Origin of the sequence: Streptomyces sp. NPDC048142 (assembly GCF_043202835.1) — a bacterium.
GTDB lineage: Bacteria > Actinomycetota > Actinomycetes > Streptomycetales > Streptomycetaceae > Streptomyces.
In genome coordinates, this window is sequence record NZ_JBIDBC010000007.1 from 99162 (window position 1) to 112349 (window position 13188).

Genomic DNA, 13188 nt, shown 5'->3' on the forward strand with positions numbered 1-13188 from the left:
CCTCAGTAGCGCGGCGCGTTCCGGGACCGCTGCACCCGGGTGGTGCGGCGGTCCTTCGCGTTCCAGCACGCCTTGTGCCAGTGCCTGCGGTCGTCGATGCCGCCGAACTCGGGCCAGGCCACGAGGTGCGGGACCCCGGAGGGGATCTCCTGGTCGCAGCCCGGACAGCGGTACCGCTTGCCCTGGGCGCTCGCCCCGTTGACCGGCCGCACCGACCACTCCTCGCCCTGCCAGCTCTCCGAGGCCCCTCCGCCGCCGTACCTGCCGGGCGCCGTGCCGGGGCGTTCGTCGGGACTCTCGCCGCCACGGGGGCGGTTACGGCGCGGGGACACAGGACACCTCACGGGGGCGGATCGGGCACGATTCGTCCAAGCCTAGGGCCTGGCGTCGGGGCAGCCGTCGCGTACCCGGGGCGGTCCGGCCCGGCAGTGGGGTGAGTTAGCGGAAAATCGCAACAACTTCCTCCTGGACCGTGCCTTTGGCACGTGTCAGACGTTGTTGCCGGTGGGGGAGAACGCGTCGGCCGCAAGGAGGCAATAGGCGATGCGCATCGGAACGTTCGTTCTGGCAGCCCAGTTCCCGGGACAGGGGCCGGGTGAGGCCCTGCACCGGGCCGTCCGGTCCGTCGAGGCCGCGGAAGAGAGCGGTCTCGACTCGGTCTGGCTGGCCGAGCACCACTTCGTGCCGTACGGGGTCTGCCCGTCCGCGACCACGCTGGCCGCGCTGCTGCTGGGCCGCACCCGCAGGATCCGGGTCGGCACGGCGGTCAGCGTGCTGCCCAACCACCATCCGGTCGCCCTCGCCGAGCAGGCCGCGCTGCTGCATCTGACCAGCGGCGGACGCTTCTCGCTCGGGGTGGGCCGGGGCGGTCCCTGGGTGGACCTGGAAGTCTTCGGCGGCGGTCTCGACGCGTACGAGAACGGCTTCCCCGAGGCGCTCGGCCTGGTGCTCGACTGGCTGCGGGAGGCGCGCGTCGCGGGGCGTGGCGAGCGGTTCGGCTTCCGCGAGGTGGCGGTGGTGCCGCGCGCGGACGAGCTGCTGGAGGGCCCGGCCGGCGGGAGGCCGGGCACGACGGGTCCCGGCACCGCAGGACCCGAGGTCGTCGTGGCGTGCATCTCGCCGAAGGGCGTACGGCTCGCGGCGCGGCAGGCGCTCCCGATGCTGCTGGGCATGCACTGCGGGGACGAGGAGAAGGCGGAGATGGTCGCCCTGTGGCGTACGGCCGCCCGGGAGGCCGGCCATCCGCCCGAAGTGGTGGAGGGGGCCGCACATGTGTCCGCCGGGGTGGCCCAGATCGCGGACGGTGCCGGGGATGCCGCGGAGTCGCTGATGAAGGCGATGCCCGGCTGGCTGCGCCAGGGGCTCGACGCCCATGTCACGGTCGACGGCAGGCACCGCGTGATGCGGGACCCGGTCGCGTACACGGAGTTGCTCTGCTCGCTGCATCCGGTGGGCACGCCGCGGCTGGCCGCCGACCGGCTCGCGGCCACCGCGGAGCGGACCGGGATCACGCGCTTCGCCCTGCTGGTGGAGGGATCGGGCGATCTCGCGGCGACCGAGGAGAACGTCCGGCGGCTGGGCGCCGACGTACTGCCGCTGCTCACCTGACCCGCGCACGCCGGTATTCCCGCAGGACGGCGGTGGGACATCCGCGGGACGTCTGTGGGACAGGTGGCGCGGTGGTACGGGAGCTGCCGCCCCGGAGCCAGTTGCACCTCCCACGGCCCGGGACGGCAGCAGAAGCGTTCAGCAGTCCCGAAGTTCGGGCGACTGGTTGAGCAACTGGCCCCTCACCGAGGTGAACTTGGCCAGTCGGTCGTCGACCGAGGCGTCCAGCGGGAACACCGCGACGCGGTGGCAGTTCTGGAATGCGAGGCGCACCCCGAAGTGCCGCTGCAGCGCACCGCGTATCGCATCACTCGCGAGCGCACGCAGCAGCTGACCACGTGCCTGCTCGTCCGGCGGCGGCGTCTGGTTGTCGGCGAACTGTCCGCCGTCGACCTTCAGCTGAGCCACCAGCGAGCTGATCATCTCCCATGCGAAGGGCAGGGAGGTCCGGACGCAGTCGACGAAGTCGGCTTCGTCGACCTCGCCTCGCTCGGCCTGTTCCAACAGCGCCGGTGAGACGTCGAGCGACATGGGTTCTCCTCTCGCGACCCCGGACAGTGGCCGGGGCCTTACGGGCAGGGAAGGGGGCGACGACGACGCAGCGTGCACGGACGGCGACCTCCTGCTTCCACGGTAAGCGCGCGGTCGGGGCCGCACCAGGAGATTGGGAACACAACCGGCCAATAACGAAGGGGAGCAAAGAGGGGCAAGCCCGCTTCGCGGCGGTGCGGCGTGCACCGAGTGACAGGAGGAGACGGGTGGGGAAATCGCGTCGGGCCCCCGTCGTCGAGTAGCGTTGCCGACCATGCGTCTCGTCATCGCCCGTTGCTCCGTGGACTACGCGGGCCGGCTCACAGCCCACCTGCCCTCCGCCCCCCGACTGATCCTGGTGAAGGCGGACGGAAGCGTCTCCATCCACGCCGACGACCGGGCGTACAAACCGCTCAACTGGATGTCCCCGCCGTGCACCCTGAAGGAGGGCGCCGACGGTGAGGAAGGCGTCTGGACCGTGGTGAACAAGGCGGGCGAAAAACTGATCATCACGATGGAGGAAGTCCTCCACGACTCGTCGTACGAGCTGGGCGTCGACCCGGGGCTCATCAAGGACGGCGTCGAGGCGCACCTCCAGGAGCTGCTCGCGGACCGGATCGAGATCCTCGGCGACGGCCACACCCTGATCCGCCGTGAATACCCCACCGCGATCGGGCCGGTGGACATCCTGTGCCGGGACGCGAACGGGCAGACGGTGGCCGTGGAGCTGAAGCGGCGCGGCGACATCGACGGCGTGGAGCAGCTGACGCGCTATCTGGAGCTGCTGAACCGCGATCCGCACCTCGCGCCGGTCCGGGGCGTCTTCGCCGCGCAGGAGATCAAGCCGCAGGCCCGGGTGCTGGCGACGGACCGGGGCATCGGCTGCCTGGTCCTGGACTACGACGCGATGCGGGGCATCGAGGACGACAAGCTGCGGCTGTTCTGATCCGAGCACCGGCACGGACGAGGGCCGGGCAGTTCACGCTTCCGCGCGAGCCGCCCGGCCCTCGTCCGTCCTGACGTTCTCAGGCCTCCGGTTCGACGGTGGCCGCGCCGGACTCCGGGGCGCTTCCCGACACGACGGGACCGACCGCGGAGGAGGAGCCTCCCGCCGGGGACGACGAGTCCTCGGTGGGCGTCGGGGTCGGGGGCGGCGACTCGCTCTCCGACTCGGACGGCGTGGGGTTCGGGTCCTCGTCCTCGCTCGCCGTGGGCTCGGGCGAGACCTCGGTCGGCGTCGGCTCGCCCGGGGAACTGCTGCTCTCCCCGTCCGTCGGCTCGTCCGTCCCCGGCGGCGTGCCGCCGGTGGCGGAGGCGCTCGGGGACGGCGAGCCGGAGGTGCCGGGGCTCGCCGCGTCCGACGGGCCGGGAGTCGCCGACGACTCGTCGGTGGTCTCCCGGGCCGGGGCGGGGCCGTCGTCCGGCTCGTCCGCGGGCGGGCCGTCGTCGGTCGCGTCCTCGCCGGTCGTCTGCTCGGTGGTGACGTTGCGGCTGCCCGGTTCGTCGCCGTCGTCCGCGGTGACGCCGAGCGTGACGACGGTGCCGAGCACCGCGATCAGCAGGGCGCCCGCGCCCGCGGCGGCCAGGTTGCGGCGGGCGCCGCCCAGGACCGCGCGCCCGACGTTCCCGCGCGGGGCGGGGCCGGGCGGCAGCGCGGAGACGACGGTGAGCTGCTCCTCGGCGGTGTGCCGGATGGACAGCGGCGCACTCGGGAGCCCTGCGGGCGGTGTGCCCGGGGCGTCCTGGCGTATGACGGGTACCTCGTCGCCCGAGAGGGTGCGGACCAGCGGCGGGAAGTCCCCGGAGCGGTCCGCGACCAGGGCGAGCGCGCGGCGTCCGGCGACGGCCCCGGACTTGTCGGCGAGCGCGCCGCGCATCCCGATCGAGGTCTCCAGCTCGGTCCGGGCCCGGTCCGGGTGGCCGGTGCAGAGCGCGAGGACGCCCAGCTCGTGGTGGAAGTAGGCCTCCTCGGCGACCTCGCCGGCGATCCTGGCGGCCTCCTGGCCGATCCTGAGCGCCCGCTCCCAGGCTCCCCAGCCCAGGCCCGCGGCGAAGGCCGGGGAGGCGCTGCGGGCCAGCAGGACGGCCGCGCTGGCCGCTCCCGCCTCGTCGCCCGGGACCAGCCGGGCCAGGGAGGCGACGATCGCGTCGGCCTCGGTGACGGCCCGCCGGGGGGTGACCGAGGGGTGCGAGGTCCACCAGGCGTAGTGCTGGGCGGCGGTACGGGCGTGGGCGGCGGCGTCGTCCTCGTAACCTGCGGCCACCAGCTGGGCGAGGACTCCGGCGGCGAGGCGGTAGCGGGAACCGGCCGGGGAGAGCAGAGCGCAGCCCGCGAGCTCGCCGAGCGCGGCGTCCGCGTGGGTGTCGCCGACCAGGGCCGGCAGATGGGCCTGGTGGGGCACCTCGCCGCCGAGGGCGACGGCGAAGCGCAGGGTCGTACGGGCCGCCTCGCTGAGCCGGGAGGCGAGGAGCTCGGCGGGCGCCGCGCCCTCGCCGAGGCTCGGCAGGGGGATGTCGAGGGCTTCGGCGGCGGGTGCTCCGGTGGCCGGGGGCGCGTCGTCCGCGCGTGGCTCGAAGTAGTCGTACTCGTCGAAGGCTTCGGGGTCCACGCTCAGCCGGTCGCGCTGGACGAGGAGGGATCCGGCCTGGACGAAGCGGAGCGGCAGGCCCTCGGACTCGAACCAGAGGTCGCCCGCCCAGTTCCGCTCGTCCTCGGTGAGGGGGCGCTCGACGACCTTCTCCAGCAGGGCCAGCGAGGCGCCGCGGCCGAGGCCGGCGAGGAGCACCTCCTCCAGGTGGGCGTCGACGCCGGGGATGGTGACGTCGGGGGTGGCGGCGAGCAGGAAGGCGCACTCGGGGGTGGCGGCGAGCAGTTCGTCGAGGGCCGCTCCGCCGATCTCCAGGTCGTCCACGGTGACGACGGCTCCGATGCCCCGGACGAGCGCGAGCAGTTCGTCGCGGTCGGGGCGGTGGCTCGGGGCCTTGTACACGGTGTCGAAGAGGGCGTGCAGCAGATCGGCGCCGGTGCGGCCCCGGCCGTTGAGGCGGACGACCCCGTCGGGGGCCAGGTCCGCGCAGTCGGCGGCGACGGCGTCCAGGAGCGCGGTGCGGCCGGAGCCGGCCTGGCCGGTGAGACGGACGCTGCGGCCTCGTGCCAGCAGGCGGACCAGGCGTTCGCGCTCCTCCTGGCGCTCCAGGAGGGGCAGCTGCGGGGCGGGCGGGCCCGCGGGCACGGGGGGTGCGCCGGCGCGTTCGTGGTCGGCGCGTTCGGCGGGTGTGCGGCGGACCGGGGCGTCGGGGCCGGAGCCGGGCGGGCAGGTCTCGACCTCGCTGCCGTCGACGGGGTTGACCGTGAGCAGCAGATCGCCTGCGGTCAGCTGGACGACGCGGACCTGTTGCGGTGTCCCCGGGCCGAACTCGGCGCCGCCGGAGTCACGGGACGGCCGTCGGTGGCCGGAGTCACCGCCGGGGCGGTCGTGGCCCTGCCCGTACTCTTCCGGTGCCCGGTGTGTCGGGTCCATCGCAAAGTCCCCCAGACGCGTCGTGCGCGGTTGCCCCTCCCGGCCTCGCACGCCCCGCTGTCGCTTCCGGTCCGGTGTCCGCACATGGGTTCGTTGTCATTCGGCGGACGGCCGAACCCTAGACCTTGGCACAGTATCCATAATGCGCCGGGGTACCACGCCGTCCAGGTCATCACGTTCCGGTGAGGATTGCGTGACTTTCTCAGACGCGTGGCAGCGACTCCGCGGCGATGCCGCCCTCGATGGCCAGGATGCGGTGCAGCCGGGTGGCCACCAGGAGGCGCTGCATCTGCGGTGGCACGCCGCGCAGCACGAGGCGGCGTCCGGCCCGTCCGGCCCGGCGGTGGGCTCCCATGATGACGCCGAGTCCGGTGGCGTCCCAGGAGTCCAGCTCGGTCAGGTCCAGCACGAGGTCGCCGACTCCGTCGTCCAGGGCCGAGTGCAGGACCGTACGGGCGTCCGCCGCGCTTCGGACGTCGAGGCGGCCCCCGACGACCAGCTCGGCGTAGTCGCCCCTGATGTGCATATGCGCTCCCCGGTCATGCTCCGTAGAAGGTCCGTCTGTCTGAAAGGTCGATCTGCCCGAAAGGTCTGTCTGTCCGAAAGGTTCGTCGGCCTGGAAAGTCCGTCTGTCCGTTCCGTCGCCGGCCTTGCCTCTGCCACCACTGACTGCCGCAAGGACAGGGAAGTTGCCGCCTGTGAGCAAACCGATACCGAATTCACTCGGTGGAGTGACTTCGATTCGCCGGGCTCCGGTGGCTTCCGGGTAAAATCCCCGGCTACCCCGGCCCGGACGGCGGTGAGCCGACGGGCCAGGGGGTGGATCCGGTCAGTACGTGTAGAAGCCCTGCCCGCTCTTGCGCCCGATGTCACCCGCGTCGACCATCCGGCGCATCAGCTCCGGGGCGGCGAACTTCTCGTCCTGCGACTCGGTGTAGATGTTGCCGGTGGCGTGCAGCAGGATGTCGACGCCGGTCAGGTCCGCGGTGGCGAGCGGGCCCATGGCGTGGCCGAAGCCCAGCTTGCAGGCGATGTCGATGTCCTCGGCCGATGCGACGCCCGACTCGTACAGCTTGGCGGCCTCGACGACGAGCGCCGAGATCAGCCGGGTGGTGACGAAGCCCGCCACATCGCGGTTGACGACGATGCAGGTCTTGCCGACCGACTCGGCGAACTCCCGGGCGGTGGCGAGGGTTTCGTCGCTGGTCTTGTAGCCGCGCACCAGTTCGCAGAGCTGCATCATCGGGACCGGCGAGAAGAAGTGCACGCCGACCACGCGCTCCGGACGCTCCGTCACGGCCGCGATCTTGGTGATCGGGATGGCGGAGGTGTTGGACGCGAGGACGGTGTGCTCGCCGACGACCTTGTCCAGGGCCCGGAAGATCTCGTGCTTGACTTCCAGCTTCTCGAAGACGGCTTCCACGACCACGTCCGCGTCGGCCACCGCGTCGAGGTCGGTGGTCGTGGTGATGCGGGCGAGCGCGGCCTCGGCGGCGGCCGCGTCCAGCCTGCCCTTGGAGACGAACTTGTCGTACGAGGCCTTGATGCCGTCACGGCCCCGGTTCAGCGCGGCGTCGGTGACGTCCCGCAGCACGACGTCCCAGCCCGCCTGGGCGGAGACCTGCGCGATGCCGGATCCCATGAGTCCGGCACCGATGACGGCGAGCTTCCTGGCCACGTTCGCACCTCTTGGTTTCTGTTCGCCCGTGCGCTTCTGTTCACGGCGGTTCACATGCTCTCCGGCGGAGGTTAGTACCCGTCGGGCGCGCTGGGGTGGTGAAGAGATGCGCGTCACGTCTCAGATGACGGACATCACACCGGGACGCCTCATTCGGCTCCGCGCCGCGCGTAGTTGAGGACCGGTCGCCGAGCAGACCCTCGGTGCCGTCGAGCGCCATCGGGAAGCCGGCGGGCGTGGTGGTGGAGTGGCGGGGCATCCTCCTCGGCGTCGCGTTCACCGGTGCGCCGGCACGCTCGCCGTCGTACACACCGGCCTCACCGGCGTACGCGCGGGACACACGCTTTCAGCACCCCGCGGGTCTTCCTCCGGGCCGGAGGATAACTACGCTGGCCCCATGGTCAATCTGACGCGCATCTACACCCGGACCGGCGACCAGGGCACCACGGCCCTCGGCGACATGAGCCGCACCGCCAAGACCGATCTGCGGATCTCGGCGTACGCGGACGCCAACGAGGCCAACGCGGCGATCGGCGCCGCCATCGCGCTGGGGCAGCTGCCCGAGGACCTGGTGAAGGTCCTCGTACGTGTCCAGAACGACCTCTTCGACGTGGGCGCGGACCTGTGCACCCCGGTGGTCGAGGACCCGAAGTATCCGCCGCTGCGGGTCGAGCAGTCCTACGTCGACAAGCTGGAGGCCGACTGCGACACCTTCCTGGAGGAGCTGGAGAAGCTGCGCAGCTTCATCCTCCCCGGCGGTACGTCCGGCGCGGCCCTGCTGCACCAGGCCTGCACCGTGGTCCGGCGCGCCGAGCGGTCCACGTGGGCGGCCCTGGAGGTGCACGGCGAGTCGATGAACACCCTGACCGCCACCTACCTCAACCGTCTCTCCGACCTCCTGTTCATCCTCGCGCGGAGCGCGAACAAGGAGGTCGGGGACGTGCTGTGGGTGCCGGGCGGCGAGCGCTGAGACTTCCCCCCGGGCGGGGGCCCGCCTACTTCCCGGCCGGTTCCCGCTCGACGGCGGCGTCCTCGTTGCCCTTCGGGGCCTGCTTCGGGAACAGCGTGTAGCTCCCGGCGATGATCAGGTTGATGCCGATCACCCAGCCCATCTTCTGCTGCCACATCCGCAGCGAGCCGGTCTCCCCGCCGGAGCCCACGTACCAGACCGCCGCCTGGAGCAGCCCGAGCGCGACCACCGCGGCGAGGATCCAGCGGGCGGCGGCGCGCCACTCGTGGACGGCGCGGGCCATGCCGTACTTCGGCGGCTTCACCGGCGGCGGGCCGCCGAACCAGCGGTGGGCGACGCGGGCGTCCACCCACCTGACGGTGTGGTGGCCGAGGCCCACGGTGAAGCCGATGTAGACGGCGGCCAGCCCGTGCTTCCAGTCGGGCTCGGCCCCGTTCCTCAGGTCGATCGCCGTCACCACCAGCAGCAGGACCTCCAGCAGCGGCTCGCACAGCAGCACGGCGGCCCCGAGCCTCGGTTTCCTCGCGACGTACCGCAGTGCGAGCCCTGCGGCCAGCAGTACCCAGAAAGCGGCCTCGCAGGCCACGACCAGAATGGCGATCACAGCGTCTCTCCTCCCGTTCCCCTCCAGCCTCCCGTCCGCGGGGCGGGGAATCGTCGTCGGCAGTGACGAAACGGGACTGCATCCTTCGATGTAGTCGCGCATCGGTCCGGGAAGGGAGGCCGGGCGTCCGCGCGGCGTGTTGGATGGAGAGGTGTTCACCTCGATCCGCCCCCACCGCGACGATGTGCTCCTTGCCGTCTGCGGGCTGCTCGGGGGGCTGCTCCTGTGGCGGCTCGGCCTGCACACCCAGGGCGGCCGTCCCTTCTCCGCACCGTGGATCGCCCTCGTACCGCTGACCGTGATGGCCGCGATGGAGCTGCTGCGCCGCAGCGCCCCGCGCACGGCGCTGGCCTTCGGCGCGCTCGCGCTGATCGCGGACCAGTTCACCCGGGGCAGCCTGGCGACCGTCCTGATGTTCACGGACGTGATGTACGCGGCCGTGCTGTACGGGACCCCGGCCGCGGCCCGCCGCCTCCCGGTGGCCACGCTCCTGGTCACCGTCGCGTCCACGATCGGTTTCCTGGCCTGGTTCCGCAGGCCCGAGGCGCTGCTGATCGGTGTCGTCACGGGGCTGGTCACCTTCGTCCCGACGATCACCGGGGTCAGCGTGCGCAACCACCGCGCCGCCGCCGAGGCCGCCCGGCTGGCCGCCGACCAGACCGCGCGGCTGGCGGAGCTGGACCGGACGCGGGCGGTGGTCGCCGAGCGGGCCCGGATGGCCCGGGAGTTGCACGACATGGTGGCCAACCACCTCTCCGCCGTGGCGATCCACTCCACGGCGGCCCTGTCCATCGACGACCCGGAGACCTCGCGGCGGGCCCTCGGGGTGATCCGGGAGAACAGCGTGGAGGGGCTCGCGGAGATGCGGCGGCTGATCGGGCTGCTGCGCGAGGGCGGCGAGGGCGATGCCCCGGCCGCCGCGCCGACGCTCGCCGCACTGGACGCGCTGGTCGAGCAGGCGAACGCCAACGCCGCGTCCAGCGGGCTGACCTGCACCCTGGAGGACACCCGGGCGGCGGGCTCCGGCCCACTGCCGACGCCGGTGGAGCTGACCGCGTACCGGATCGTTCAGGAGTCCCTGACGAACACCCTCAAGCACGCGGCGCCGGGCCCGGTGGTGGTGCGCCTCAGCCGGACCGGGGAGCTGCTGACGGTCGAGGTGACCAGTGTGTACGGGGAGCGTCCCGGTCCCTCGGCGCCAGGGTCGGGGGCCGGGCTGGTGGGCATGCGGGAGCGGGTTGCGCTGCTCGGCGGGACGATCGAGGCGGGGCCCGGGACTGCCGCCGACGGCACCAAGATCTGGCGGGTGCGGGCCGAACTGACCGTACGGGAAAAGGAGATGCGGGAATGACGATCCGGGTACTGGTCGCGGAGGACCAGTCGGCGGTGCGCGCGGGGCTGGTGCTGATCCTCTCCAGCGCGCCGGACATCGAGGTCGTCGGGGAGGCGGGGGACGGCGAGGCCGCGGTGCGCCTGGCGCGTGAACTCCGCCCGGATCTCGTCCTGATGGATGTGCAGATGCCTCGGCTGGACGGGGTGTCGGCGACCCGGCAGGTGGTTGCGGAGGAGCTGGCGGACGTTCTCGTCCTGACCACGTTCGACCTCGACGCGTACGTGTTCGGGGCGCTGCGGGCCGGGGCCTCGGGCTTCCTGCTGAAGAACACCGACGCCCGCGATCTGCTGGAGGCGGTACGGACGGTGGCGCGCGGCGAGGGCCTGATCGCCCCGGCCGTGACCCGCCGGCTAATCGCGGAGTTCGCCGGAGCCACGCCCGTACGCGCCAGGGAGGCGGCCGATCCGGCGGTGCTGGACGCACTGACCCGGCGGGAGCGCGAGGTGCTGGGGTGTCTGGGCGAGGGCCTGTCCAACGCCGAGATCGCGCTGCGGCTGTCGATGGCGGAAGCCACGGTGAAGACCCACGTCAGCAGGCTGCTCGGCAAGCTGGAGCTGCGCAGCCGGGTCCAGGCAGCCGTCCTGGCGCAGGAGTTGGGGATCTGACCCGCTTCCGGGTCTCATTCCCCCATCTAAGGTCTGGACCTCTTGACGATTGGTCCAGACCTTCCTACTCTCACCGACACACACTGCGGTGAGTACGGGAGCACACGACGTACTCAGGGCGGCGCAGGGTTGCAGTCCACGAATCACCCCCGTTTGCTGGACCTCACCCGAGGAGCACCGTTGAGCACTGAGACCCCCCAACGCCGTTCCAGATTCAGATGGCTCCCCGCCCGGAGCGGCAGATCCAAGGTCGTCGCGGGCCTGACCGCGCTGGTCGTGCCGCTGGCCGCGATGGTGGGGCTCGCCTCCCCCGCCTCAGCGGCCGCGTCGGCCACCGCCACATACACCAAGAAGTCGGACTGGGGCAGCGGCTTCGAGGGCCAGTGGACGGTGAAGAACACCGGCACCACCACGCTCTCCTCCTGGACCATCGAGTGGGACTTCCCCTCCGGCACCTCGGTCGGCTCCGCCTGGGACGCCGCCGTCACCAGCAGCGGCAACCACTGGACCGCCAAGAACCTTTCCTGGAACGGGACCGTGGCGCCCGGTGCCAGCGTCAGCTTCGGTTTCAACGGCAGCGGCTCCGGCTCCCCCACGGGCTGCAAGCTGAACGGCGCCTCCTGTGACGGCGGCAGCGTGCCGGGCGACAACCCGCCCTCCGCTCCCGGCGCCCCCACCACCAGCGATGTCACCGACACCTCGGTGAAGCTCAGCTGGAGCGCCGCGACGGACGACAACGGCGTCAAGAACTACGACGTGCTGCGGGACGGCGCGAAGGTCGCCACCGTCGCCGGCACGACGTACACCAACACCGGTCTGACCGCGGGCACCGACTACTCCTACGCCGTGCAGGCCCGGGACACCGCCGGCCAGACCGGCCCGGTCTCCGCCTCCGTCTCCGTGCGCACCACCGGCGGCGACCAGAACCCCGGCCCCGGCGGCGACAAGATCAACATGGGCTACTTCACCAACTGGGGCGTCTACGGGCGCAACTACCACGTGAAGAACCTGGTGACGTCCGGCTCGGCCGCGAAGATCACGCACATCAACTACGCCTTCGGCAACGTGCAGAACGGCAAGTGCACGATCGGTGACTCGTACGCCGACTACGACAAGGCGTACACGGCCGCCCAGTCCGTCGACGGCGTCGCCGACACCTGGGACCAGCCGCTGCGCGGCAACTTCAACCAGCTGCGCAAGCTGAAGGCCGAGTACCCGCACATCAAGGTCCTCTGGTCGTTCGGCGGCTGGACCTGGTCCGGCGGCTTCCCCGAGGCCGCGCAGAACCCCGCCGCCTTCGCGCAGTCCTGCTACGACCTGGTCGAGGACCCCCGCTGGGCCGATGTCTTCGACGGCATCGACCTGGACTGGGAGTACCCCAACGCCTGTGGTCTGACCTGTGACACCAGCGGCCCGGACGCACTGAAGAAGCTCGCCTCCGCGACGCGGGCGAAGTTCGGCGCGGACAACCTGGTCACCGCCGCCATCACCGCGGACGCCTCGGCCGGCGGCAAGATCGACGCCACCGACTACGCCGGTGCCGGTCAGTTCATGGACTGGTACAACGTGATGACGTACGACTTCTTCGGCGCCTGGGCCAAGCAGGGCCCGACGGCCCCGCACTCGCCGCTGAACCCGTACACCGGCATCCCGCAGGAGGGCTTCACCTCCGCCGAAGCCATCGCCAAGCTGAAGGCCCAGGGCGTCCCGGCCAAGAAGCTGCTCCTCGGCATCGGCTTCTACGGCCGCGGCTGGACCGGCGTCACCCAGTCCGCCCCCGGCGGCACGGCGACCGGCCCGGCCTCGGGCACGTACGAGTCGGGCATCGAGGACTACAAGGTCCTCAAGAACAGCTGCCCGTCCACCGGCACGTTCGCCGGCACGGCGTACGCCCACTGCGGCACCAACTGGTGGAGCTACGACACCCCGGCCACCATCGGCTCGAAGATGACCTGGGCGAAGAACCAGGGCCTGGGAGGCGCGTTCTTCTGGGAGTTCTCCGGTGACACCACCAACGGCGAACTGGTGAGCGCGATCGACAGCGGTCTCCAGTAATCCCCACGCCGCAGCAGTAACACCGCACCACCCCGGAAAAGCACCGGGGAGACGGGTCCGCCCCCCGTCTCCCCGGTTTTTCGCTGCGTACGTGCGTACGCGCCACGTGCGTACCGTGGTACGTACGTGGTTACGCGGCGCTCACCCTCCGCCGGACCTCGTCCGGGGGCGCCCCCAGCCGGCGCGGCTCACTGCTGAGCGACATTGGCCCTCCCCCAGTCGG

At 71.9% G+C, this 13188-nt stretch carries 12 protein-coding genes; 6 read left to right on the plus strand and 6 right to left on the minus strand.

The window, feature by feature from the left end:
- Positions 1 to 2: 2 nt before the first annotated feature.
- Positions 3 to 332 (minus strand): ATP/GTP-binding protein, encoded by a 330-nt coding sequence (locus tag ACGF2Y_RS11950; protein WP_392945485.1) that lies wholly within the window; start codon positions 330 to 332, stop codon positions 3 to 5.
- A gap of 211 nt (positions 333 to 543) precedes the next feature.
- On the opposite strand from ACGF2Y_RS11950, the gene ACGF2Y_RS11955 reads away from it, so the two are divergent.
- Positions 544 to 1608 carry an LLM class flavin-dependent oxidoreductase gene (locus ACGF2Y_RS11955; protein WP_392945486.1) on the plus strand — a complete coding sequence of 355 codons (1065 nt, stop codon included), beginning with the start codon at positions 544 to 546 and terminating at the stop codon, positions 1606 to 1608.
- A 138-nt stretch (positions 1609 to 1746) separates the two neighbouring features.
- Here the strand turns inward: ACGF2Y_RS11955 and ACGF2Y_RS11960 are convergent, their stop codons facing one another.
- Positions 1747 to 2139 carry an SCO5389 family protein gene (locus ACGF2Y_RS11960; protein ID WP_030580963.1) on the minus strand — a complete coding sequence of 131 codons (393 nt, stop codon included), beginning with the start codon at positions 2137 to 2139 and terminating at the stop codon, positions 1747 to 1749.
- A gap of 274 nt (positions 2140 to 2413) precedes the next feature.
- Here ACGF2Y_RS11960 and nucS point away from each other — a divergent pair, with 274 nt between their 5' ends.
- Positions 2414 to 3085 carry an endonuclease NucS gene (gene nucS, locus ACGF2Y_RS11965; RefSeq protein WP_392945489.1) on the plus strand — a complete coding sequence of 224 codons (672 nt, stop codon included), beginning with the start codon at positions 2414 to 2416 and terminating at the stop codon, positions 3083 to 3085.
- Between the two features lie 79 nt (positions 3086 to 3164).
- On the opposite strand, the gene ACGF2Y_RS11970 is transcribed toward nucS, so the two are convergent.
- From ACGF2Y_RS11970 to ACGF2Y_RS11980, 3 genes are all read right to left on the minus strand, one after another.
- Positions 3165 to 5660, minus strand: a complete 2496-nt coding sequence (locus ACGF2Y_RS11970) for an ATP-binding protein (protein WP_392945491.1) — start codon at positions 5658 to 5660, stop codon at positions 3165 to 3167.
- A 202-nt stretch (positions 5661 to 5862) separates the two neighbouring features.
- Complete coding sequence (locus tag ACGF2Y_RS11975; RefSeq protein WP_392945493.1) at positions 5863 to 6186, minus strand: STAS domain-containing protein; 324 nt, start codon at positions 6184 to 6186, stop codon at positions 5863 to 5865.
- 303 nt (positions 6187 to 6489) lie between these two features.
- A complete protein-coding gene (locus ACGF2Y_RS11980; protein WP_392945495.1) occupies positions 6490 to 7338 on the minus strand; it encodes a 3-hydroxyacyl-CoA dehydrogenase family protein in 849 nt (282 codons plus the stop codon).
- Between the two features lie 397 nt (positions 7339 to 7735).
- On the opposite strand from ACGF2Y_RS11980, the gene ACGF2Y_RS11985 reads away from it, so the two are divergent.
- Entirely contained in the window at positions 7736 to 8308 is a 573-nt protein-coding gene (locus ACGF2Y_RS11985; RefSeq protein WP_392945497.1) for a cob(I)yrinic acid a,c-diamide adenosyltransferase, read from the plus strand.
- Positions 8309 to 8333: 25 nt separating this feature from the next.
- On the opposite strand, the gene ACGF2Y_RS11990 is transcribed toward ACGF2Y_RS11985, so the two are convergent.
- Positions 8334 to 8912, minus strand: coding sequence for a hypothetical protein (locus tag ACGF2Y_RS11990; protein ID WP_392945499.1), 579 nt, complete (start codon positions 8910 to 8912; stop codon positions 8334 to 8336).
- 151 nt (positions 8913 to 9063) lie between these two features.
- Here ACGF2Y_RS11990 and ACGF2Y_RS11995 point away from each other — a divergent pair, with 151 nt between their 5' ends.
- From ACGF2Y_RS11995 to ACGF2Y_RS12005, 3 genes are all read left to right on the plus strand, one after another.
- Positions 9064 to 10263 carry a sensor histidine kinase gene (locus ACGF2Y_RS11995; RefSeq protein WP_392945501.1) on the plus strand — a complete coding sequence of 400 codons (1200 nt, stop codon included), beginning with the start codon at positions 9064 to 9066 and terminating at the stop codon, positions 10261 to 10263.
- Positions 10260 to 10910, plus strand: coding sequence for a response regulator transcription factor (locus ACGF2Y_RS12000; RefSeq protein WP_311121550.1), 651 nt, complete (start codon positions 10260 to 10262; stop codon positions 10908 to 10910). Before ACGF2Y_RS11995 ends, ACGF2Y_RS12000 begins: the two co-directional genes overlap by 4 nt.
- A gap of 180 nt (positions 10911 to 11090) precedes the next feature.
- Positions 11091 to 12965: a glycosyl hydrolase family 18 protein gene (locus ACGF2Y_RS12005; RefSeq protein WP_392945503.1), complete on the plus strand. Its 1875-nt coding sequence runs from the start codon at positions 11091 to 11093 to the stop codon at positions 12963 to 12965.
- Positions 12966 to 13188: the final 223 nt, after the last annotated feature.